Origin of the sequence: Burkholderia sp. Ac-20353 (assembly GCF_017104785.1) — a bacterium.
Classification (GTDB): domain Bacteria; phylum Pseudomonadota; class Gammaproteobacteria; order Burkholderiales; family Burkholderiaceae; genus Burkholderia.
In genome coordinates this window covers 1-20,184 of the sequence record NZ_JAAGPL010000159.1, presented here as the reverse complement: position 1 = coordinate 20,184, position 20,184 = coordinate 1, and the positions used below count along the sequence as shown (strand labels likewise).

17 protein-coding genes and 1 pseudogene are annotated in these 20,184 nt (G+C 69.1%); 8 read left to right on the top strand and 10 right to left on the bottom strand.

Annotated elements, in window-relative coordinates:
• Positions 1-791: pseudogene (locus tag G3N94_RS30650) on the bottom strand (amidohydrolase family protein); the annotation flags it as partial.
• A 386-nt stretch (positions 792-1,177) separates the two neighbouring features.
• Here G3N94_RS30650 and G3N94_RS30645 point away from each other — a divergent pair.
• Positions 1,178-1,780, top strand: a complete 603-nt coding sequence (locus G3N94_RS30645; RefSeq protein WP_205796833.1) for a glycine zipper 2TM domain-containing protein — start codon at positions 1,178-1,180, stop codon at positions 1,778-1,780.
• A 70-nt stretch (positions 1,781-1,850) separates the two neighbouring features.
• Here the strand turns inward: G3N94_RS30645 and G3N94_RS30640 are convergent, their stop codons facing one another.
• From G3N94_RS30640 to G3N94_RS30630, 3 genes are all read right to left on the bottom strand, one after another.
• Positions 1,851-3,242 carry an amino acid permease gene (locus G3N94_RS30640; protein WP_205796831.1) on the bottom strand — a complete coding sequence of 464 codons (1,392 nt, stop codon included), beginning with the start codon at positions 3,240-3,242 and terminating at the stop codon, positions 1,851-1,853.
• 186 nt (positions 3,243-3,428) lie between these two features.
• On the bottom strand, positions 3,429-4,679 hold the full coding sequence (locus tag G3N94_RS30635; RefSeq protein WP_205796829.1) for an FAD-dependent oxidoreductase: 1,251 nt from the start codon (positions 4,677-4,679) through the stop codon (positions 3,429-3,431).
• 62 nt (positions 4,680-4,741) lie between these two features.
• Positions 4,742-5,095 carry a RidA family protein gene (locus G3N94_RS30630; RefSeq protein ID WP_059238431.1) on the bottom strand — a complete coding sequence of 118 codons (354 nt, stop codon included), beginning with the start codon at positions 5,093-5,095 and terminating at the stop codon, positions 4,742-4,744.
• Positions 5,096-5,308: 213 nt separating this feature from the next.
• On the opposite strand from G3N94_RS30630, the gene G3N94_RS30625 reads away from it, so the two are divergent.
• The 3 genes from G3N94_RS30625 (at position 5,309) to G3N94_RS30615 (ending at position 8,309) form a co-directional block, all read left to right on the top strand.
• A complete protein-coding gene (locus G3N94_RS30625; protein ID WP_205796827.1) occupies positions 5,309-5,947 on the top strand; it encodes an XRE family transcriptional regulator in 639 nt (212 codons plus the stop codon).
• A gap of 137 nt (positions 5,948-6,084) precedes the next feature.
• Positions 6,085-6,591, top strand: a complete 507-nt coding sequence (locus tag G3N94_RS30620; RefSeq protein WP_205796825.1) for a GNAT family N-acetyltransferase — start codon at positions 6,085-6,087, stop codon at positions 6,589-6,591.
• Positions 6,592-6,950: 359 nt separating this feature from the next.
• Entirely contained in the window at positions 6,951-8,309 is a 1,359-nt protein-coding gene (locus G3N94_RS30615; protein ID WP_205796823.1) for an aspartate aminotransferase family protein, read from the top strand.
• Positions 8,310-8,354: 45 nt separating this feature from the next.
• On the opposite strand, the gene G3N94_RS30610 is transcribed toward G3N94_RS30615, so the two are convergent.
• The 4 genes from G3N94_RS30610 to G3N94_RS30595 all read right to left on the bottom strand — a co-directional run bounded on the left by G3N94_RS30610 (position 8,355) and on the right by G3N94_RS30595 (position 13,285).
• Positions 8,355-10,073, bottom strand: coding sequence for a tannase/feruloyl esterase family alpha/beta hydrolase (locus tag G3N94_RS30610; protein ID WP_205796821.1), 1,719 nt, complete (start codon positions 10,071-10,073; stop codon positions 8,355-8,357).
• Between the two features lie 28 nt (positions 10,074-10,101).
• A complete protein-coding gene (locus G3N94_RS30605; protein ID WP_205796819.1) occupies positions 10,102-11,247 on the bottom strand; it encodes a porin in 1,146 nt (381 codons plus the stop codon).
• A 62-nt stretch (positions 11,248-11,309) separates the two neighbouring features.
• On the bottom strand, positions 11,310-12,515 hold the full coding sequence (gene mhpT, locus G3N94_RS30600; RefSeq protein ID WP_205796817.1) for a 3-(3-hydroxy-phenyl)propionate transporter MhpT: 1,206 nt from the start codon (positions 12,513-12,515) through the stop codon (positions 11,310-11,312).
• 275 nt (positions 12,516-12,790) lie between these two features.
• Positions 12,791-13,285, bottom strand: a complete 495-nt coding sequence (locus tag G3N94_RS30595; RefSeq protein ID WP_205796814.1) for a MarR family transcriptional regulator — start codon at positions 13,283-13,285, stop codon at positions 12,791-12,793.
• 57 nt (positions 13,286-13,342) lie between these two features.
• Between G3N94_RS30595 and G3N94_RS30590 the strand changes: the two genes are divergently transcribed.
• The 4 genes from G3N94_RS30590 (at position 13,343) to G3N94_RS30575 (ending at position 16,525) form a co-directional block, all read left to right on the top strand.
• Positions 13,343-13,516: a hypothetical protein gene (locus tag G3N94_RS30590; protein WP_205796810.1), complete on the top strand. Its 174-nt coding sequence runs from the start codon at positions 13,343-13,345 to the stop codon at positions 13,514-13,516.
• 91 nt (positions 13,517-13,607) lie between these two features.
• Positions 13,608-14,378 carry a GntR family transcriptional regulator gene (locus G3N94_RS30585; protein WP_205796807.1) on the top strand — a complete coding sequence of 257 codons (771 nt, stop codon included), beginning with the start codon at positions 13,608-13,610 and terminating at the stop codon, positions 14,376-14,378.
• Positions 14,379-14,466: 88 nt separating this feature from the next.
• Positions 14,467-15,510, top strand: a complete 1,044-nt coding sequence (locus G3N94_RS30580; protein WP_205796805.1) for an aromatic ring-hydroxylating dioxygenase subunit alpha — start codon at positions 14,467-14,469, stop codon at positions 15,508-15,510.
• Positions 15,511-15,565: 55 nt separating this feature from the next.
• Complete coding sequence (locus G3N94_RS30575; RefSeq protein ID WP_205796802.1) at positions 15,566-16,525, top strand: PDR/VanB family oxidoreductase; 960 nt, start codon at positions 15,566-15,568, stop codon at positions 16,523-16,525.
• A 27-nt stretch (positions 16,526-16,552) separates the two neighbouring features.
• Here the strand turns inward: G3N94_RS30575 and G3N94_RS30570 are convergent, their stop codons facing one another.
• Both G3N94_RS30570 and G3N94_RS30565 read right to left on the bottom strand, forming a co-directional pair.
• Positions 16,553-18,346 (bottom strand): acyl-CoA dehydrogenase, encoded by a 1,794-nt coding sequence (locus G3N94_RS30570; protein WP_205796800.1) that lies wholly within the window; start codon positions 18,344-18,346, stop codon positions 16,553-16,555.
• 41 nt (positions 18,347-18,387) lie between these two features.
• On the bottom strand, positions 18,388-20,184 hold a 1,797-nt coding region (locus tag G3N94_RS30565; protein ID WP_205796798.1), incomplete at its 5' end, for a feruloyl-CoA synthase.

The window sequence follows — 20,184 nt, the reverse complement described above, 5'->3', positions numbered from 1 at the left end:
GGCGAGCGCCGCGGCCGTGCGCGCGACGTCGTCGGCCGGCACTTCGCCGAGCGCGTACGCATGGCTCACCGCGACGCGACCGCCGAGCCCCGCCGCGCGCGTGCGGGCCGCGATCCGCAGCAATTGCGCGATGCCGGTCTGCCCCGGCTCGTGCAGGTGGATGTCGAGCTTCGCGCCGCGCTTCTCGGCGATCCCGAACAGGATGTCGAGCTGGCCGTCCGCGTCGCCGTCGAGCGTCGTCGGGTCGATCCCGCCGACCACGTCGGCGCCCTCGCGCACGGCCGCGTCGAGGATCTCCGCGGTGCCCGGGCACGACACGACGCCCGCCTGCGGGAATGCGACCAGCTCGATGTCGACGATCCCGCGCCATTGCTCGCGCGCGGCCATCACCGCGTGCAGGTTCGCGAGGCCGGTCGTCGCGTCGACGTCGACGTGGCTGCGCATCGCGACGGTGCCGAACGCGGCCGCCTGCGCGATCAGCGCGTTCGCGCGTTCGCGCGCTCGACGATCGGCGGTGCGGCCGCGAGCAGCCGCTTCTCGACCGCGAGCCGCTCGCGCAGCGTCGCGACGGTTTCGTGCGGCACCCAGCGATCGCCGACGAAACTCTTGTCGAGATGGATGTGCCCGTCGACGAAGCCGGGCAGCACGACCCGTCCGTCGAGATCGATCGTCTCGACGCCGGGCGCGGGCGCGCAGTCGGCGCCGATCGCGACGAAGCGTCCGTCGCTGACGACGAGGTTCACGGGCTGGCCGTCCGCGTCGACGGCGTTGATGAAAATGCGGTCAGTCATGGCATTGGGGCTGTGAGGCGGTCGCGACGCCGCGCCGAAACGGACAGCGGGAAGAACCGCTGCGGGCGCGGCGCGGCGCGGCCGGGAATGGGGAATCCGGTCACGATATCGGACGCCGGTGCGCGGCGCCAATTAAATGTCGCGATGCCGCGCATTCGATTTCGTGATGCGTGGCGGGCCGGCGGCCGGTTGCCCAGACCGAACACTGCCCCGGCGAAACCCGCCCCGCCGCCCGTTCGGAACCCCCGATTTACGCGGCAACAGACTTTACACGTTGTTACCGGGCCGCTCCGGACGCGCCTGCGGCCATTCCTTATACTCACGCCGAGTTCGCCACCCCGTCCGAAGATCCCCTCGGCGAACACGTTGCCGAAGCAGGAAACACCATGAAGCGCATGCCATCCTCGAAGACCGTTCTGTTCGCCTCGCTCGTCGCCGTGGCGGCGCTCCCGCTGACCGCCTGCGTCGCGCCGGGCTATGGCCCGTATGGCGCGCAGGGCTATCCGCAGCAGCAGTACGCGCAGCCCGCGTATTCACAGCCCGGTTACGTGCAGCAGCCCGCGTATCAGCAACCCGCCTATCCGAACCAGGCGCCGTCTCCGTACGATTCGCAGTACGGCAACCAGCAGTACGGGAACCAGTACGGCACGCAATACGGCACGATTTCGAACATCCGCCCGGTCAGCAGCGCGGTCGCGCCGGCGGGCGTCGCCGGCACCGTGGTCGGTGCGCTGCTCGGCGGCGTGATCGGCAACCAGTTTGGCCGCGGCCACGGCCGCGACGCGGCGACCGTGATCGGCGCGCTCGGCGGCGCGGTCGCGGGCAACCAGATCGGCCAGCAGATGGGCGCTCAGCAAGCGCCGAGCAGCTACCGGATCGACGTGCAGGTCAGCGACGGCTCGATGCGCTCGTTCGACGTGCCGACGCCGGGCGACCTGCGGCCGGGCGATCGCGTGCAGATCAACGGCAGCCAGCTGTCGCGGTATTGATTCCACGCGGTCGCGGCCGCCTGCTCGATATTTCCTGCTCGCCGCCGCGCCGACGCCCGGCGAATCACCATCACACGCGCTCGGCCTCGAGCGCGATCCGCATCGACTGCGCGGCCGCCTGCAGGCGCACGGACCGCCGATAGATCGCCGTCAGCACGACGAGCAGCGCGCAGCCGACATACAGCGAGCCGCGCGTCGACGGATCGATGCCGAGCATCACGAACACGAACGCGACGAACACGAGGCAGATCCACGACGTGACGCGCGCGCACGGCATCCGAAAGCGCGTCGTCACGCCGCTCGCGGCCATCACCTGCCGGAACCGCATGTGGGTCAGGATGATCATCGCCCAGATCACGACCACGTCGAACGACAGCACCGACATCAGCCAGCCGAACACGCGCTCCGGAATCACATAGTTCAGCAGCACGCCGACCGACATGCACAGCACGGTCACGCCCACCGCACGCGACGGCGAGCCGTGCGCGCTCAGCGTCGCGAACGGCGCCGGCGCGAGGCCGTGTTCCGCGAGGCTCACGAGCATGCGCGCGCCGCTGAACACCACGCAGTTGAAGCTCGACAGCGCGGCCGTCACGACGACGAAGTTGACGATGCCCGCCGCCTGCCGAAGCCCGAGCGATTCGAACGTCGTCACGAACGGGCTGCCGCGCGTGCCGAGCTCGTTCCACGGATAGAGCGCCATGATGATGAACAGCGCGCCGACGTAGAAAATCAGGATCCGCCACAGCACCGAGTTGATCGCGCTCGGGAGCACCTTTTGCGGCTCGCGCGCCTCGCCCGCGGTAATGCCGATCATCTCGACGCCCGCGAACGAATACGCAACGATCGGCAGCGCGCTCACGAGCCCGAGCACGCCATGCGGGAACACGCCGCCGTGGCGCCACAGGTTCGACAGGCCGACCGGCACGCCGTGATGGCCGAGCCCCGTGAACACGATCAGCGCGCCGCCCGCGATCATCAGCAGGATCGTCGCGACCTTGACGAGCGCGAACCAGAACTCCAGCTCGCCGTACACCTTCACGTTGAGCAGGTTGAAGCCGGCGATCGCGACGATCGACGACACGACCCAAAGCCACTGCGGCACCTCCGGAAACCAGAACCCCATGTAGATGCCGACCGCGGTGGTTTCCGCGACGCCGACGCCGACCATGAGCATCCAGTAGATCCAGCCGACCAGGTAGCCGGCGAACGGCCCGAGGTATTCGAACGCATACGCGCTGAACGAGCCGGCCACCGGCCGGTGCACGGCCATTTCGCCGAGCGCGCGCATGATCAGGAAGATCATCGCGCCGCCGATCAGGTATGCGACGAGCGCGCCGGGTCCGGCTGTCCTGATCGCGGAAGCCGAGCCGAGGAACAGGCCGACGCCGATGGCCATGCCGAGGGCCATGAACGAGATCTGGCGCGAACTGAGGTCGCGCCGCATCGTGTGCTGTTGCATGTTGTCTCCAAACGTTGATCGTCACGGTCCGCCGGATGGGTCGGCCGTTGGATGGGCAACCGGGATCGTGTCCGCGGTTCCCGCTGCTGCATGCGCGGCGCCGGAATCAGCAGCCGCGCAAACTCGCTGCACGCACGGCGCCGGATTCGGTAGCCGCGCAAACCCACTGCACGCACGGCGCCGGAGTCAGCGGCCGTGCAGGAAGCGCTCGACCCGGAACGGCGTCGGGTCGACGAACGGCGCGGCATCCAGCATCAGGTCGGCGATCAGCCGGCCCGTCACGGGGCCGAGCGTGAGGCCGTGATGCGCGTGGCCGAACGCGAACCACAAATCCTTGTGACGCGGCGCCGCGCCGATCACGGGCAGCATGTCCGGCGTGCACGGCCGGCGGCCGAGCCACGGCGCGCCGTCGACGCGCGCGCCGAGCGGAAACAGTCCACGCGCGACCGGTTCGACCGCCGCGAGCTGCGTCGGCGTCGGCGGCGTGTCGCGGTAGCCGAGCTCGACGCCCGTCGTCAGGCGGATGCCGCGCGTCATCGGCGTGATCAGGAAGCCGCTGTCCGCGTCGAGCACCGGCTGGTTCAGCCGCGCGCCCGGCGCCGCCGCGTAGTGCATGTGATAGCCGCGCTTGACCGCGAGCGGCAGGTGGTAGCCGAGCCGCTCGCACAGCAGGTCCGACCACGGGCCGAGCGCGACGACGGCCGCGTGCGCATCGATCGGGCCGCGCGCGGTGTCGACCCGCCAGCCGTTCCCGGCCGTGAGCGTCAGCGCGTCGCCGGTCACGATGCGGCCGCCGAGCCGCTCGAAGTGCCGCGCATAGGCGGTAACGAGCGCGTGCGGATCGCTGATCGAATCGGATCCCGTGTAGCGCACCGCGCCGATCAGCGCGGGGCTCAGGAACGGCTCCGCGTCGCGCAGCGCGGCCGCATCGAGCGCTTCGAACGTCACGCCGTATTCGGCGCGCCAGCGTTCGGCGTCGCGGGTTTCGGCGTCGCGCGTCGCCGCGTGGCGGAACACCTTGAGCCAGCCGCCTTCACGCAGCAGCGCATGCACGCCCGCCGCGTCGATCAGCGCGCGGTGCTCGGTCACGCAATGCTCGATGAGCGGCGCGTACGCGCGCGCAATCTCCGCATGGCGCGCCGGATGGGAATTTCGCCAGTAGCGGTACAGGAACGGCACGAGCTTCGGCAGCGCGGCGACGTGATAGCGAACGTCGGGCGAGCGGTTGCACGCGTACTTGAGCAGCGCGCCGAAGCCGCGTGGAAACGCATACGGGTACACGCCTTCACGCTGGATCAGCCCGGCGTTGCCGAACGAGGTTTCGTTGCCGGGCGCCTTGCGGTCGACGAGCGCGACCGACAGGCCGCGCTGTTGCAGGTGGACGGCCACGGACACGCCGATCATGCCGCCGCCCAGGACGAGCGTATCGAACTTCATGGAGAGACTCCTCGAGGCGCGCGGCCCGGCACGTCGCCGGCATCCCGCGCGCGGCGCCGGTGTCAGGCGAGCGCGGTCACGGCGATCTCCACGTCGAGACCGGGCTTCATCAGCAGCGCCTGCACGCACGCGCGGGTCGGCGCGTGGCCGGCCGGCACCCATGCGTCCCAAACAGCATTGAACGCATCGAAGTGCGCGGCGTCGCTGAGCCAGACGTTGGCGGTCAAGACGCGCGTCTTGTCGACGCCGGCCGACGCGAGCAGCGCGTCGATGCGCGTGAGGATTTCGGTCGCCTGCACGGCGATCGGCGCGCCGGCGGTGTCGGGTACCTGGCCGGCCAGGTGGACGAAGCCGTTCGCGATCACGACCTGGCTCATGCGCGGGCCGGTCTGCAGACGTTTGATTTCACTGGACATGGATTGCACCTTCGATGATCCGGCCGCGATCGGCCGGTGGAATGACAGGGGGCAGGGTGTCGTCGCGCGATCGGGTCAGCCGCCCGATGCTAGAGTTGCCATGACGCCCCACCGATGGCGATTTCGACGAAAATTATCATATACGAGAAAATAGATTCTCGTATACGACAAAACCCGTATTCACGCCGCGCGTGCCCCGCGCCGAGTTTTCGCATGCCCAAATCCACCGACCCCGTTCCGCCGCCCTCCGACGCCGTCCCGCCGCAGCTCGACCACCAGACGGTCGGTGCGCGGCTGCGCGACGCGCGCAAGTCGCGCGGCCTGACTCTTGCGCAGCTTTCCGAGCGCTCCGGCATCGCGGTGTCGACGATTTCGAAGGCCGAGCGCGGCGACATCGCGCTGACCTACGACAAGTTCGCGGCACTGACGCACGCGCTCGCGCTCGACTTCGACACGATGTTCGGCCGCGCGGCGCCCGCCGGCGCGATGACGCCGTCGTTCACGCCGGCGGGCCAGCAGATGGTCTACGACACGCCGAACTATGCGTACGGGATGCTCGCGAACGACCTGACCGGCAAACGGATGGTGCCCGTGCGCGGGCGAATTCATGCGCGCAAGCTGTCCGACTTCGCCGACTACATCCGGCACAGCGGCGAGGAGTTCGTGTTCGTGTTGAGCGGCGAGCTGGAACTGCGCTTCGAGAACGGCCATGCGTTCCGGCTCGCGACCGGCGACAGCCTGTATTTCGACAGCTCGGTCGGGCATGTGTACCTGAGCCTCGGCGAGACCGATGCGGAAGTGCTCGCGTGCTGCGTCGACGGCGACGCCCGGCGGCCGCGCGACGCGATTTGAAGCGCGCGCGGCGCCGCGTCATTGCGGGGTTATCGCCGCGGCTTCGATCGGCCACGCAGGCATTGCCGATTCCGATTAGCATGGATGCCGCCCTGCGGCGCGCCGCAGATTCCGACGATCCACCAGACCAACGACACATGATCACGATCCGCCTGCTCGACGCCGCCGACGCGGCCCTGTTCCAGTCCCTGCGCCTCCTTGCGATCGAGACGTCCCCGACCTCGTTCCTGCCGACCCGCGACGAACAGGCCGCGCTTTCCGTCGACGAAGTGGTGTCGCGCATTCGCCCGACGCCGGAGCTCGCGGTATTCGGCGCATTCGACGGCGACGCGCTCGTCGGCATCACCGGCGTGCGGCGCGATGCGCGTGTGCAGGTTTGCCACAAGGCGACGGTCTGGGGCGTGTTCGTCGATCCGGCCTACCGTCGGCGCGGCATCGCCGAATCGCTGCTCGACGCCGCCGTCGCGCACGCGGACCGCGCATGGCAATGCGTGCAGCTGCTGCTGTGCGTGAACGCGATCAACGAAGCGGCCAGACGGCTCTACCTGTCGAAGGGATTCGTCCGGTTCGGCACCGAGCCGCGCTCGCTCGTCGTGAACGGCCAGTATTACGACGAGGAGCATATGGTGAAGGCACTGGCGTAACGCGCTACCCGTGCACTGGGTATCAGGATGCCGGGCGGCAGATCGTTATTCATATGTCGTCGTACCATATCGAATATTCCAGCCTTGCTGACCGGCCGGCAAAAATTTGTCATCCGCCCCACTTTCATAGGCTTGATCGCGAAAATGTGTGCGCACACTCACAATTTGGCGACGTCAATTGATATACGTTGTCGTATGTTTATGCGCAAAAACTTCGGTGAGTGCGTAAACCATGCCGTCGGGGCACCCATCCGGTGAGAGCCTGCCCGCGATGCCACCCGCTTCAGTAGTTCCTCCGCTGTTCATCCCCTGTCGCGCCGCGCTATCGTGTCCATCCTCTTCACAGCCAGGAGCCCAACTTGCCTTCCCGCCACGGAGTCGACCTCACCCGAGCCCGCGCGCTGTTCGACCGCGAGCGCCATGCGTTCACCGAAGCGATGCCGACGTCCCGCACGTTGTCCGCTGAAGCGGCCGAGCATCTGCTGTTCGGTGTCCCGTTGCACTGGATGCAGGACTGGTCGACTCCGTTCTCGCTGTACGTGAAGGAAGCGCGCGGCGCGACCTTCACCGACGTCGACGGCCATCGCTACGTCGATTTCTGCCTCGGCGACACGGGTGCGATGTTCGGCCATGCGCCCGAACCCGTCGCGCGTGCGCTCGCGGAGCAGGCGACGCGCGGCTACACGACGATGCTGCCGAGCGAGGATGCGGCGTGGGTGTCGCGCGACCTCGCGCGCCGTTTCAAGCTGCCGGTCTGGCAATTCGCATTGAGCGCGAGCGACGCGAACCGCTTCGTGCTGCGCTGGGCACGCGCGGCCACCGGCCGCAACACGATCGTCGTGTTCAACGGCTGCTATCACGGCACGGTCGACGACGTGTTCGTCGATCTCGTCGACGGCCACCCCGTGCAACGCGACAGCCTGCTCGGCCAGGCGTATGACCTGCTCGCGAACACGCGCGTCGTCGAGTTCAACGATCTCGCGGCGCTCGAAGCGGCGCTGACGGCGGGCGATGTCGCGTGCGTGCTCGCCGAGCCCGCGATGACGAACATCGGCATGGTGCTGCCCGATCCCGGTTTCTGGGATGAAGCGCGCGCGCTGACACGCCGCTACGGCACGCTGCTCGTGATCGACGAGACGCACACGATCAGCAGCGGCCCAGGCGGCTATGCGGCCGCGCACGGGCTCGAACCGGACGCGCTGGTGGTCGGCAAGCCGATCGCCGGCGGCGTGCCGTGTGCGGTCTACGGCTTCAGCGCGGCCTTCGCGGAACGCGCGAAACAGGCGAAGCTGAACGCGCCGCCCGGACATTCGGGCATCGGCACGACCCTCACCGCGAACATGCTCGCGATGCGAGCGACACGCGCGACGCTGGAGGAAGTTGCAACGGAAGCGGCGTACGCGCACATGTTCGAACTTGCCGCACGGCTCGCGTCAGGTCTCGAGCAGGCGATCGCGAAGCACGGGCTGCCGTGGTGCGTGACGCGCATCGGCGCACGCACCGAGTTCCAGTTCGCACCGACGCCGCCGCGCAACGGCACGATCGCGGGCCAGCAACTCGACAGCGAGCTCGAGCACATCGTGCACCTGTATCTGCTGAACCGCGGCGTGCTGATCACGCCGTTCCACAACATGATGCTCGTGTGTCCGCAGACGACGGCGGCCGATGTCGATCGGCTGGTCACGCAATTCGACGCTTGTCTCGGTGAGCTGATTTGAGCCGATGATGCGGTTGCCGGCCGCGCGCTGCGCGGCCGGCCCCGTTCAGCCGCAGCTGAAATTCGCCGCCGAATTCACATCGCCCGAGCCGTTGTAGCGCGCGACCTTCGGATACGGACACAGCGGCCGTGTACGGCCCGCCCCCCACGATGCCGGCACGTCCGCATTTGGCACCGCGTTCGCGGCATCGCGCGCGGCGGCGACGATCGCGTCGGGTGCGCGGCCCTGTTCGACCCACGCGACGAGCGGCGTCAGCATGTCGAACTGGTCGGCGGCCGGCCCGCCCGAGCAATGGTTCATGCCCGGCACGCGGTAGAACCGCGCGAAATCCGACGCATCGCCGCCGTTCGCCTGCGCGAGCCGCGCGTACCAGTCGCTCGTGTCGTTCGACGAGAACACGGGGTCGCCCGTGCCGTGATAGACGAGCAGCTTCGCGCCGCGTGCCTTCAGCGCCGACAGGTTCGCTTCGTCGGGCGGGGTCATGAACGACCACGCGGATTCCGTATACACGCCGCTCGTCGCGAAGATCGCGGGCGCGTCGTTGTCCATGTCGAAGCCGAGCGCGAAACCGGGCAGGTTCGCGAGCGTCGCCGCGGTCTTCGGCGGGCTCATGAACGTGAACGCCATCGCGGCCGGATCGAGCGTGATCGCATTCGCCTGCTTCCACGCTGCCCAGCCGCTGCCGGCGATGCCCGGATCGTACGGAAAGCTCGCGTACAGCGCCGTGCCCGCGCTGTTGCGCGCGCCCGCGAACACGTTCTCGAGTGCGCTCTTCTGCGCGGGCGTCAAGCACGCGCCGGTGCGCGTGCCGTTCGTACAGGTCGGGATGTCGGCGTCGATGCTGAAGTGCGCCTGGCACGCGGCCACGTCCTGCACCATCCCGTCCGCGACGCCGTCGAGCGCATCGCATTTCTCGAGGATCTTCGCGCCAACGAACTGGCGCTCCGCATCGGTGAAGCCGCTGCGGATGTCCGGCAGCCCGTTGGCGCCGGTCGCCGAAGCGATCTTCGCGAACTGCTGCGCGCCGTACATTTCGCCGATCGCCGCTTTGGGCAGATGGAAACCCGGATCGCCCGCGATGATCCCGTCGTAGTCGGCCGCGTTGCGCGCCGCCGTCACCATCGCGTGGCGACCGCCGTTCGAGCAGCCGCCGAAATAGCTGCGGTCCGGCCCCTTCCCGTACGCGATGCGGATCACCTGCTTCGCCATCGGCGTCAGCGCATCGACGGCCGCATAGCCGTAATCGCGGCGCGCCTGCGGATCGACGCCGAACAGCGGGTTCTGCGCGGCGCTGTGTCCGGAATCCGAGCTGATCACCGCAAAGCCCATGTTCAGCGCGTTCGTCAGCGGCCCGCCGCCGCCGATCTCGCCGGTCGCCGTCACGACGTTGCCGTCGAGCCCGCCGTTCGCCTGATAGAAGAATCGGCCGTTCCACGTCTTCGGCAGCCGCATCTCGAAGCCGATCGCGTACGTTTTGCCGTCCACAGGGCTCACGCGCTCGTTCATCTTTCCTTCGATCACGCAGTGTTCGGCGATCGGCTTGCCGGCCACCGTCAGCGCGCCCGCAGCTGCGGTCGTCACCGACGTGAACGACGCGTTCGCATAGGCCAGTTGCGCCGCGAGCGCGGCGCAGGTCTGCGTCATCGTCGCCGGCGTCGCGGCCGACAGGTGCGGCGAAGCGGTCGAGATCGAGTCGTCACCGCCGCAGCCGGCAAGGATCGCGGCAGACAGCGGCGCGATGCAGAGGAGTACGGATTTATTCACGGTGTCTCCGGGTCGTGTTGATCGTCGCTCAGAACAGGTGCTTGACGCCGACCATCGCGCCGAGCTGCCCCATGCCGGCGCCGGGCGTCGTGCCGGCGCCGCCGCCGCTGACTGCGTAGCGCGCATGCGCGCTGTTCCACAGATACGACGATTGCGCGTAGACCGATGTGCGCTTCGTCAGCAGGTATGTCGCGCGCAGCGTCGCCATCGTCGCGCGCGTGTCGTGCGCGCTGTTGACGATCCGGTAGCCTTCGCCGTCGACAATGAAGTACGGCTTGAACGTGTACGACGCGCCGACGAAGAACAGATCCGACCGTGCGCCCGCCGCAGCCGGCGAATCGGTCGTCACGCGCCGCCCGATCCAGCCCGCGCCGATACGCGCGCCTGCCGCCTGCGCATACGCGCTGACGTGCACGCGCGCATCCTTGTCCGCACTGCTCGCAATCGCGACAGGCGCGATGCCGTCGAAGAAGTTCGCGGCGGCGCCCGTGCCGCCGCGCTGCTCCTCGTACGACGCTGCCGCGCCGAAATACGCGCTGTCGTACTTCAGCATCACCGACCAGTCGCGGCATTCGACCGCCTTGCCGGGCACCTGCCCCGCACACGTGCCCTGTCCCGGCGAATTGCCGGTGCCGGCGCCGTCGCGGCCGAACGAGTAGCCGGCGCCGAGCGTGAAGCCCTTGTATGTGCCGACGTAGGTCACCGCGTTGTCCGCGCGGCCGTTCGGCACGTATGCGTCGAGCGAGCCGAGGCCGTAGATGTCCGGGCCGATGATGTCCGCGCCCTGCAACGCGAGATAGGTCATCGTGTACTGGCGGCCGAACGCAAGCGTGCCGAAGCCGCTCTTCAGCCCGACGTACGCCTGCCGGCCGAACAGCCGGCCACCCTGCCCGAGGTCGCCGCCGCGCACGTTGAAGCCGCTTTCCAGCGCGAAGATCGCCTGGTAGCCGCCGCCGAGATCCTCGGCGCCGCGCAGCCCCCAGCGCGACGGCATCTCGCCCGTCACGGCGGGCATCCGCACCACGTGATCGCCGGCCGCGTTCGCGTGCGACACGAATTCGATGCCGGTGTCGATGATTCCGTACAGCGTCACGCTCGACTGCGCATGCACGCTCGATGCCACGAGTGCAAGCGCGCACGCGCCGGCCGCCGACAAGGCTTGGGTGTTCTTCATAAAGTATCTCCAGACCTGCGTTGATGTCGCGCTCTGCCGGCGCGTGTGATTGAAATGGAATCTCAGTCGCGTGCCTGCGGCCGCCGGATCAGCAGCAGCGCGGCTGCGGCGGCGACAAGCGTGACGGGGATGCTCGCGCCGATCACGACCGATGCGCTGCGTCCCATCGCGAGCAGTTCCGCGGCCGCGAGCGGGCCGACGACGGAACCGAGCCGGCCGACGGCGACCGCCGAGCCGACGCCGGTGCCGCGCATCGCGGTCGGGTAATAGATTGCGGCGAGCGCGTACAGCACCGACTGGCCGCCGACGACGAACATCCCGGCCGCGAACGCGGCGGCGGACAGCCACGCGAGGCCCGGCGCGACCGCCAGCGCGGCGAGCGACAGCACGATCCCCGCATACATGCCGCCGACGACGCGCGACGGGGCCATCCGGTCCATCGACATGCCGATGCCGAGCGCGCCAAGGCCGCCACCGATGTTGAAGAAGATCTGCACGATGCCGGCCTGGCTGCGCGCGAGGCCCTTCGCTGCCATCAGCGACGGCAGCCAGTTCAGCAGGAAATACAGCACGATCAGCGTGCAGAAGTAGCTGAGCCACAGCGCGAGCGTCGTGCCAGTGCGCGCGTCGCCGAACAGCGTGTGCGCGACGCCCGGGCGCGCAGCGCCCGACGCGCTGACGTCGAGGAACGCGCGCGATTCCGGCAGCATCCCGATCAGCAACGGCACGAGCAGCAACGGCCCGGCGCCGCCGACGTAGAAGATGTGCCGCCATTCCGTGTCGCCCGCGAGCAGCACGCCGATCAGCGACGCGATCACGCCACCAAACGGAATGCCGCAGTACATCGCGGCGACCGCGCTGCTGCGCGAGCGTGGGCCGACGGCCTCGGACGACAGCGCGATCAGGTTCGGCATCGCGCCGCCGAGGCCGATGCCGGTCAGCGCGCGCACGACGACCAGCATCGCGAAGCTCGACACCTGCGCCGTGGCGATCGACAGCAGTCCGAACAGACAGACCGACGCGATCAGCACGCGCTTGCGGCCAATCCGGTCGGCGAGCCGTCCGCCAAGAATCGCGCCGGGCAGCAGGCCGAACGTGCCTGCGCTGAATGCGATCCCCATCTGCGATACGGTCAGCCCGAATTCGTGCGCCATGCGCGGCGCGGCGACGCCGACCGACTGCAGGTCGAGCCCCTCGAGCAGCGCGATCGCGAAACACAAGCCGAGCGTCGTCGCGACGGCCGGCCTCTCGGCAACGTAGGTGTCCATCTCGTCTCCTAACCTGCGCGGCATGCCGCAATGCATGCGCGGTGTGCTTGTCATGACCGGACCATGCATCATGCGTTATCAGGCAACCTGATTCAAAGTCCGAAATAAAATCCGCTCGACGTTCCGGCCGCGCGGACCGTCATCCCATCGAAGGACGGGATGATTTAATAACAGGTAACCTGATATTTCAAGTACGACGTGCGCCGGTGTTAACCCGCAACGGCTGCGGGAACCGGCACAGTCGTGTCATGCAGAGACGGGGAGAAAGCGCGTGGTCAGTCGCGCAGGTTGCGCACGAACAGTTCGAGCGTGCGCTGAACCTGCGCGACGTCGTCGGCCGTCAGGCCTTCGCCGAGCATCTGGCGTTCGAGCGGCCGCAGCACGCGTTCGCATTCGCGCAGGATCGCCGAGCCTTCGTCGGTCAGCCGCAGCAGGATCACGCGGCCATGATTCGGATCGGCTTCGCGCGTGACGAAGCCACGGCCCGCCATCGCGATCATCACCTCGTTCGCCGACTGCGGCGTGATGAACGAGCGCACCGCGAGCTGCGCATTCGACAACGCACCGCGCGCCTCGAGCACCGACAGCGCCGTGTACTGCGCGAGCGTGACGCCGAGCGGCGCGAGCGCATCGCTCATCTGGCGGCGCAGCAGCCGGTCGAGATTGCCGATCAGGTAGGTCAGCCGCTGCTGCGAGCGCGGGCGCGGCTTGTCTTCGGTGGCGCGAGCCGCGCGTTTTGCGCCGGCCGGCTTGACGGGTGTCGAACTCATGAAGGTGTCGGAATGGATGTCGCGGGCCATCTTACCTCACGCGCGACACGCGCCGGCATGGCCGACACCCGCGTGCCGCACGACGCCGGTCGTGGGGCGCGGGCTGCGATGCAGCGCGCCACGCCGGCATGCGCGATGGCGTTTGCGATCATCGGCAAATTGTATACAGCATGGCCTTCAGAAGCCCGAATCGATGCTCGTTTACCCGGAAATTTCGACAATTTCTGTTGATCTCCAATCTCCGATGTATACACTTCAAATCAGGCAACCTGATAACAACGGTCGCACCGCTGCAACGGCACGACACCTCACCCGACACCCGATGACCCACATCGACACACCGCCACCCGATACGCGCACCGCCGCGTCCCCTTCGCAGACCGTCCGTGCGCTGCTCGGCCTGCGCGAACTCATCGTCGGCGGCGAGCTCGGCCCCGGCGAGCGAATCTCCGAGCTGTGGGTCGTCGAGCGGCTCGGCGTATCCCGCACGCCGGTGCGCGCGGCGCTGATCCGGCTCCAGGAAGAAGGGCTGATCGAACCGATCCCGACCGGCGGCTTCGCTATACGCGCGTTTTCGGCACGCGAGATCGGCGACGCGATCGAGCTGCGCGGCACGCTCGAAGGGCTCGCCGCGCGGTTCGCGGCCGAGCGCGGCGTAGCGCCGCCGACGCTGCGCGCGCTGCACGCGTGCGCCGACGAAATCGACACGCTGCTCGCGGGCCCGCTGACCGACGACACGTTCTCGCGCTACGTCGATGCGAACGCGCGCTTCCATCGGCTGCTCGCGTGCGCCGCGGGCAGCGACGTCGTCGCGCGGCAGATCGACAAGGTCGCGACGCTGCCGTTCGCGTCCGCGAGCGCGTTCGTCGTCGTGCAGTCGCTCGATCCGCGCGCGCGGGAAACGCTCGTCGTCGCCCAGGCGCAGCATCGCGCGGTGCTCGACGCGATCGAGCGCCGCCAGGGCGCGCGCGCGGAAGCGCTGATGCGCGAGCACGCGCAGATCGCCCACGACAACCTGAAGCGCGTGCTCGACAACCAGCGCGCGATCATGAAGCTCGCGGGCGGCAACCTGATCCGCCGCGACGCGGGCTGACCCGGCGCGCGGCCCCTTCGCGCGGCGCATGCCGCGCCGCCTTTCCGACCCAATCACACGGCGTGTCCGCACGCCCTGGAGGAGACGCATGTTCCTGAAAAACGCATGGTATGTCGCGTGCACACCCGACAAATTCGCGGGCAAGCCGCTCGGCCGGCAGATCTGCGGCGAGCGCATGGTGTTCTTTCGCGATGCGGACGGCAAGGTTGCCGCGCTCGAGGATTTCTGCCCGCATCGCGGCGCGCCGCTGTCGCTCGGCACCGTCCGCGACGGCCGGCTCGTGTGCGGCTATCACGGGCTGACGATGGGCGCGAACGGCAAATGCACGAGCATGCCGTGCCAGCGCGTCGGCGGCATTCCGGGGATCCGCACCTATCCGGCCATCGAGCGGTACGGCTTCGTGTGGGTGTGGCCCGGCGATCCGGAACGGGCCGACCCGGCGACGATCCACCGCCTCGACTGGGCCGACGATCCGGGCTGGGCCTACGGCGGCGGGCTGTATCACATCGACTGCGACTACCGGCTGATGATCGACAACCTGATGGACCTCACGCACGAGACCTACGTGCACGCGTCGAGCATCGGGCAGCCCGAGATCGAGGAGGCGCCGCCCGCGACGAAGGTGAACGGCGATACCGTCACGACCAGCCGCTTCATGGAAGGCATCCTGCCGCCGCCGTTCTGGGCGGCCGCGCTGCGTGGCAACGGCCTCGCCGACGACGTCCGCTGCGACCGCTGGCAGATCTGCCACTTCACGCCGCCGAGTCACGTGATGATCGAAGTCGGCGTCGCGCACGCGGGCAACGGCGGTTACCACGCCGATCCGCGCGACAAGGTGTCGAGCATCGTCGTCGATTTCATCACGCCGGAGACGGACACGTCGATCTGGTACTTCTGGGGGATGGCACGCAGCTTCGCGGTCGACGACCCCGCGCTGACGGACACCATCCGCGCCGGACAGGGCAGGATCTTCGCCGAGGATCTCGGCATGCTCGAAGCCCAGCAGCGCAACCTGCTGACCTGGCCGGACCGGCCGCTCCTCAAGCTCAACATCGACGCGGGCGGCGTGCAGTCGCGGCGCGTGCTCGACCGGCTGATCGACCAGGAGCGCGCCGCCGCGCTGTCGTGCTGACCACGTGTCGCGCCGCCGAGGTGCCGAGGTGCGGCGCGCCCAACCCATCGTTCCCATGAAACTCACACTCACCCGCAAGCTCCCCGCCGCGACCGACATCTGCGTGTTCGAACTGGCCTCGGCCGACGGCGCCGCGTTGCCGCCATTCACGGCAGGCGCGCACATCGACGTCCATGTCGGCGGCTTCGTCCGCCAGTATTCGCTGTGCAACAGCCCGTCCGAAGCGGGCGTCTACCGGCTCGGCGTGCTGCGCGAACCCGCGTCGCGCGGCGGCTCGCTCGCGATGCATGCATGCGAGCCCGGCGCGACGCTCGACGTCAGCGCGCCGCGCAATCACTTCCCGCTCGACCCGCGCGCCGCACACAGCGTGCTGCTGGCTGGCGGCATCGGCATCACGCCGCTTCTCAGCATGGCCGCTTACCTGATCGAGACCGGCCAGTCGTTCGAGCTGCATTACTGCGCGCGCGAGCCCGCGCGCGCCGCGTTTCTCGACCGCCTCGACACACCGGGGCTCAAGGCCCGCACGCGGCTCTGGTTCGACGACGATCGGGCCGTCCGCCGCATCGATTTCACGCAGGTGCTCGCGAACCCGGAGCCGCGCACGCACCTGTACGTATGCGGTCCCGGCGGGTTCATCGGCGCCGCGCTCGCGGCGGCCGCGCAGGCCGGGTGGAGCGCGGCGAATGTGCATCGGGAGTATTTCGGCGCGGCCGGCGCGGATGCTCCGGCTTCGGCGGTAGACGGCGACCGTGCGTTCCAGGTATCGCTCGCGCAGTCGGGACGCATCATCGACGTGCCGGCCGGCACGACGATCGTCGAAGCGTTGCGCGGCTGCGGGATCGACGTGCCCGTGTCGTGCGAACAGGGCGTGTGCGGCACCTGCGTCACGCGCGTGCTGTCCGGCACGCCCGATCATCGCGACGTGTACCTGACCGACGACGAGCGCGCGGCCAACGACCAGATCCTGCCGTGCTGTTCGCGCGCGGTCACGCCGGTGCTGGTGCTCGATATCTGACGGAGAAGAAGAAAAAGTCTCGCGCCGCTAGCGCGCGACGACGAAATCCTGCCCGGCCGGCAACCGCGCCCGGCATCCCGTTTCGACGAGCGCGAGCCGATGCGCGAATGCCGCAAGCGGATAGTCGAAGAAATACGTGCCGAGCTCACGCTTGTCCGCGTAAATCGGATCGTCGCCCGGCGCATCGGCTGCGATCCGCAGCGTGCGCGCCCACGCGAACGCGAGCAGGAGCCAGCCGACCAGCGCGAGATAGTCGTCCGCGACACGATACGGCAACTCGGGATCGTCCGCGCTCGCGCGCATCACGACCGACGTCACGCGCTCGACGTCCGCACACAGCGCGGTCACGCGCACGCCCGCTTCCTTCACGGTGTCGCCACCGGATTCGCCGCACCGCTCGGCCTCCGCCCGCACGAGATCGAGCAACGCACGCAACCCCTCGCCGCGATCCGCGAGCACCTTGCGCGCCAGCAGATCGATCGCCTGGATCTCGTTCGTCCCTTCGTACAGCATCGACACGCGGCTGTCGCGCACCGTCTGCTCGATCCCGTATTCGTGGATATAGCCGTAGCCGCCGAACACCTGCAGCGCGTTCGACGCAGCCGCGAAGCCGTTCGCGGTGAAGAATGCCTTTGCGACCGGCGTCAGCAGCGACACGAGCCGCGACGCGGCCTGCCGCGCGGCCGGATCGGGATCGTGCGCGGCGACGTCGAGCCCATGCCCGATCCAGTAGCCGATCGCGCGCTCGGCCTCGACGATCGCCCGCCCGTCGAGCAGGTTGCGCCGGATCGCGGGGTGCAGCGCGATCGGCACCGCCGCGCCCGACGCGTGCGTGCCGCCGGCCGCGCGCCCCTGTTCGCGGTCGCACGCATACGCCGACGCGGCCTGCGACGCGCTATGCGCATGCCCGACACCCTGCATCGCGACCTGCAGCCGCGCCGCGTTCATCATCACGAACATCGACGCGAGCCCGCGATGCGGTTCGCCGACGAGCCAGCCGGCCGCCGCGTCGAAGCGCATCGCGCAGGTCGGGCTCGCCTTCAGCCCCATCTTCTTCTCGATGCCGTCGCACCAGACGCCGTTGCGCACGCGCCCGGCCGGCCCGTCGTACCACTTCGGCACGACGAACAGCGACAGCCCCTTCGTGCCGGACGGCGCATCCGGCAGCCGCGCGAGCACGAGATGCACGATGTTGTCTGTCAGGTCGTGCTCGCCGCCCGTAATGAACAGCTTGCTGCCGCTGATCCGGTAGCCGTCGACGGCCGGATCGGGCGCCGCCTGCGTGCGCAGCAGGCCGAGATCGCTGCCGGCCTGCGGCTCGGTCACGCACATCGTCGTCAGCCATTCGCCGCTCGCGATCTTCGGCAGCAGGTCGCGCGCGAGCCGCGCGGAACCGTGCGCGCGCAGGCACGCAACCGCGCCGTGCGTGAGCCCCGGCGACATCAGCCACGCGTGGTTCGCGGCCGCGAGCATCTCCTGCAACGCGACGTCGAGCAGGTGCGGCAGCCCCTGCCCGCCACAGTCCGGATCGAGCGCGAGCGTCGGCCAGCCGGCGTCGACGTAGTCGCGATACGCATCGCGGAACCCGTCCGGCAGCGTCACACGGCCATCGTCGAAGCGGCAGCCCTGCAGGTCGCCGCTCGCGTTGAGCGGCGCGAGCCGCCCGGCCACGAAGCGCGCGGCTTCGTCGAGCACCTGCTGCGCGGTCGGTGCATCGAGATCCCCCCACTCTGGCACGCGGCGCCACAACGCCGGCGCATCGAGCCATTCGTCGATCACGAAACGCATGTCGCGCAGCAGCGCGCGATACGGGTCAGTCATCGTTTGCATTCCTGATACTGTTCAGCCATCGTTCGCATTCCTCACGCACTGCGCGCTGCGTCGGCGAAGATCACGCCATTTTCCGCAGCATCGGCTGCATCCGCCGCATCCGCCGCATGCATCGCGTCGACCAGCGCCGCGCGCTGCGCGAGCACCGCGCGCTGGTTGATCGAGCCCTTGTCGGTGATCTCGCCGAGATCGAGCGACGGCGGCTCGTCGAGCACGCGCAGCCGCGCGATGACGGTCGCGCTGCCGGTTGCGTCGCGGTTCAGGCGCGCCAGCAGGTCCGCGAAGAACGCGCGCACGGCCGGCGCGCGCAGCACGGCGCGCGGATCGGCGTCCGGTCCCGCGCCGGCGAGGCGCCGGCAATCGTCGACACGCGGAAAGATCATCGCGCCGACGTCGTCGCGGTTCATCCCCGTGACGACCACGTCCTGCACGTACGGCGCGCCGTTCGAGATGATCCTCGCGCGCATCGGCCCGACGCTCACGAACGTGCCCGACGACAGCTTGAAATCCTCGGCGATCCGGCCGTCGAACATCAGGCCGAGGTCCGGACGCTGCGGATCGGCGAAACGCACCGCGTCGCCGCTGCGGTAATAGCCTTCGTCGTCGAATACGTGCTGCGCGTCCGCGCCGCTCGCGCGCCAGTAGCCGGCCATCACGTTCGGCCCGCGAAAGCGCGCCTCGAGCTTGCCGTCGACCGGCACGAGCTTCGCCTCGCAGCCGGGCGCGGGCAAGCCGATGTAGCCGGCACCGGACAGCGGCCCGGTCGTGAACAGGCACGACGGCGCGGCCTCGGTCATGCCGAGCCCCGCCATGATGCGGATGCGCTCGCCGCAGTGCGCGAGCGTCACGCGCTCGAGCCGCTCCCACGCGGCCTGCGACAGCCCCGCGCCCGCGAAGAAGTACATCTTCACGCGCGAGAAGAAGGTCGCGCGCAGCGCGGCGTCCGTTTCAAGCGCGGCCGTCAGCTCTTCCCAGCCCTTCGGCACGTTGAAGTACAGCGTCGGCGCGATCTCGCGCAGGTTGCGCAGCGTCTCGTCGAACTTGCCGGCCACCGGCTTGCCGTCGTCGATGTACAGCGTGCCGCCGTTGTAGAGCGCGATGCCGACGTTGTGGCTGCCGCCGAACGTGTGGTTCCACGGCAGCCAGTCGACCAGCACCGGCGGCTCGACGCCGAACTGCGGGAACGTCTCGAGCAGCATCTGCTGGTTGCTGCACAGCATCCGGTGCGTGGTCGGCACCGCCTTCGGCAGCCGCGTCGAGCCGGACGTGAACAGGAATTTCGCGATGCCGTCGCCGGTGAGCGCGTCATGGGCCGCGTCGACGCTGCCCGGCACCGTGTCGAGCAGCGACGCGAAGCGCGTGACGCCGCGCATCCCGTCCGGCGCCGACACGACCACGCGTTCGACATCGGGCGGCACGGCCGCGTCGAGCGCGGCCTGGAACGCATGGCCGTCGGCCGCGAACACGAGGCCGGGCGTCAGCAGCGACAGCGCATGGCGGAGCTTGCCGAAGTCGGTCGACACGAGCGAATACGCGGGTGACAACGGCGCGTACGGAATGCCGGCCCACATCGCGCCGAACGCGACCTGCAAATGTTCGAGATCGTTGCCGGACAGGATCGCGACCGGCCGCTCGGCCGACAGCCCGCGATCGAGCAGCGCCTGGCCGATCGCGCGCGCGCGTTCCAGCATCTGCGCGTAGGTGATGCCGATCCACGCGCCGTCCGGTCCGCGCCGCGCAACCAGCCAGCGGTCGGGGTGCGCGTGCGCGCCGCTGACGAGCCGGTCGGTCAGCCGGCGCGGATAGGCGCCGAGCGGCGTCGCAGCGCG

Coding starts and splice junctions, on each gene's coding strand:
- G3N94_RS30635 (WP_205796829.1), bottom strand. CDS start 4,679: ATGAAGTTCGATACGCTCGTCCTGGGCGGCGGCATGATCGGCGTGTCC.
- G3N94_RS30575 (WP_205796802.1), top strand. CDS start 15,566: ATGAAACTCACACTCACCCGCAAGCTCCCCGCCGCGACCGACATCTGC.
- G3N94_RS30630 (WP_059238431.1), bottom strand. CDS start 5,095: ATGTCCAGTGAAATCAAACGTCTGCAGACCGGCCCGCGCATGAGCCAG.
- G3N94_RS30605 (WP_205796819.1), bottom strand. CDS start 11,247: ATGAAGAACACCCAAGCCTTGTCGGCGGCCGGCGCGTGCGCGCTTGCA.
- mhpT (WP_205796817.1), bottom strand. CDS start 12,515: ATGGACACCTACGTTGCCGAGAGGCCGGCCGTCGCGACGACGCTCGGC.
- G3N94_RS30595 (WP_205796814.1), bottom strand. CDS start 13,285: ATGAGTTCGACACCCGTCAAGCCGGCCGGCGCAAAACGCGCGGCTCGC.
- G3N94_RS30570 (WP_205796800.1), bottom strand. CDS start 18,346: ATGACTGACCCGTATCGCGCGCTGCTGCGCGACATGCGTTTCGTGATC.
- G3N94_RS30645 (WP_205796833.1), top strand. CDS start 1,178: ATGAAGCGCATGCCATCCTCGAAGACCGTTCTGTTCGCCTCGCTCGTC.
- G3N94_RS30620 (WP_205796825.1), top strand. CDS start 6,085: ATGATCACGATCCGCCTGCTCGACGCCGCCGACGCGGCCCTGTTCCAG.
- G3N94_RS30585 (WP_205796807.1), top strand. CDS start 13,608: ATGACCCACATCGACACACCGCCACCCGATACGCGCACCGCCGCGTCC.
- G3N94_RS30640 (WP_205796831.1), bottom strand. CDS start 3,242: ATGCAACAGCACACGATGCGGCGCGACCTCAGTTCGCGCCAGATCTCG.
- G3N94_RS30580 (WP_205796805.1), top strand. CDS start 14,467: ATGTTCCTGAAAAACGCATGGTATGTCGCGTGCACACCCGACAAATTC.
- G3N94_RS30625 (WP_205796827.1), top strand. CDS start 5,309: ATGCCCAAATCCACCGACCCCGTTCCGCCGCCCTCCGACGCCGTCCCG.
- G3N94_RS30590 (WP_205796810.1), top strand. CDS start 13,343: ATGGCCGACACCCGCGTGCCGCACGACGCCGGTCGTGGGGCGCGGGCT.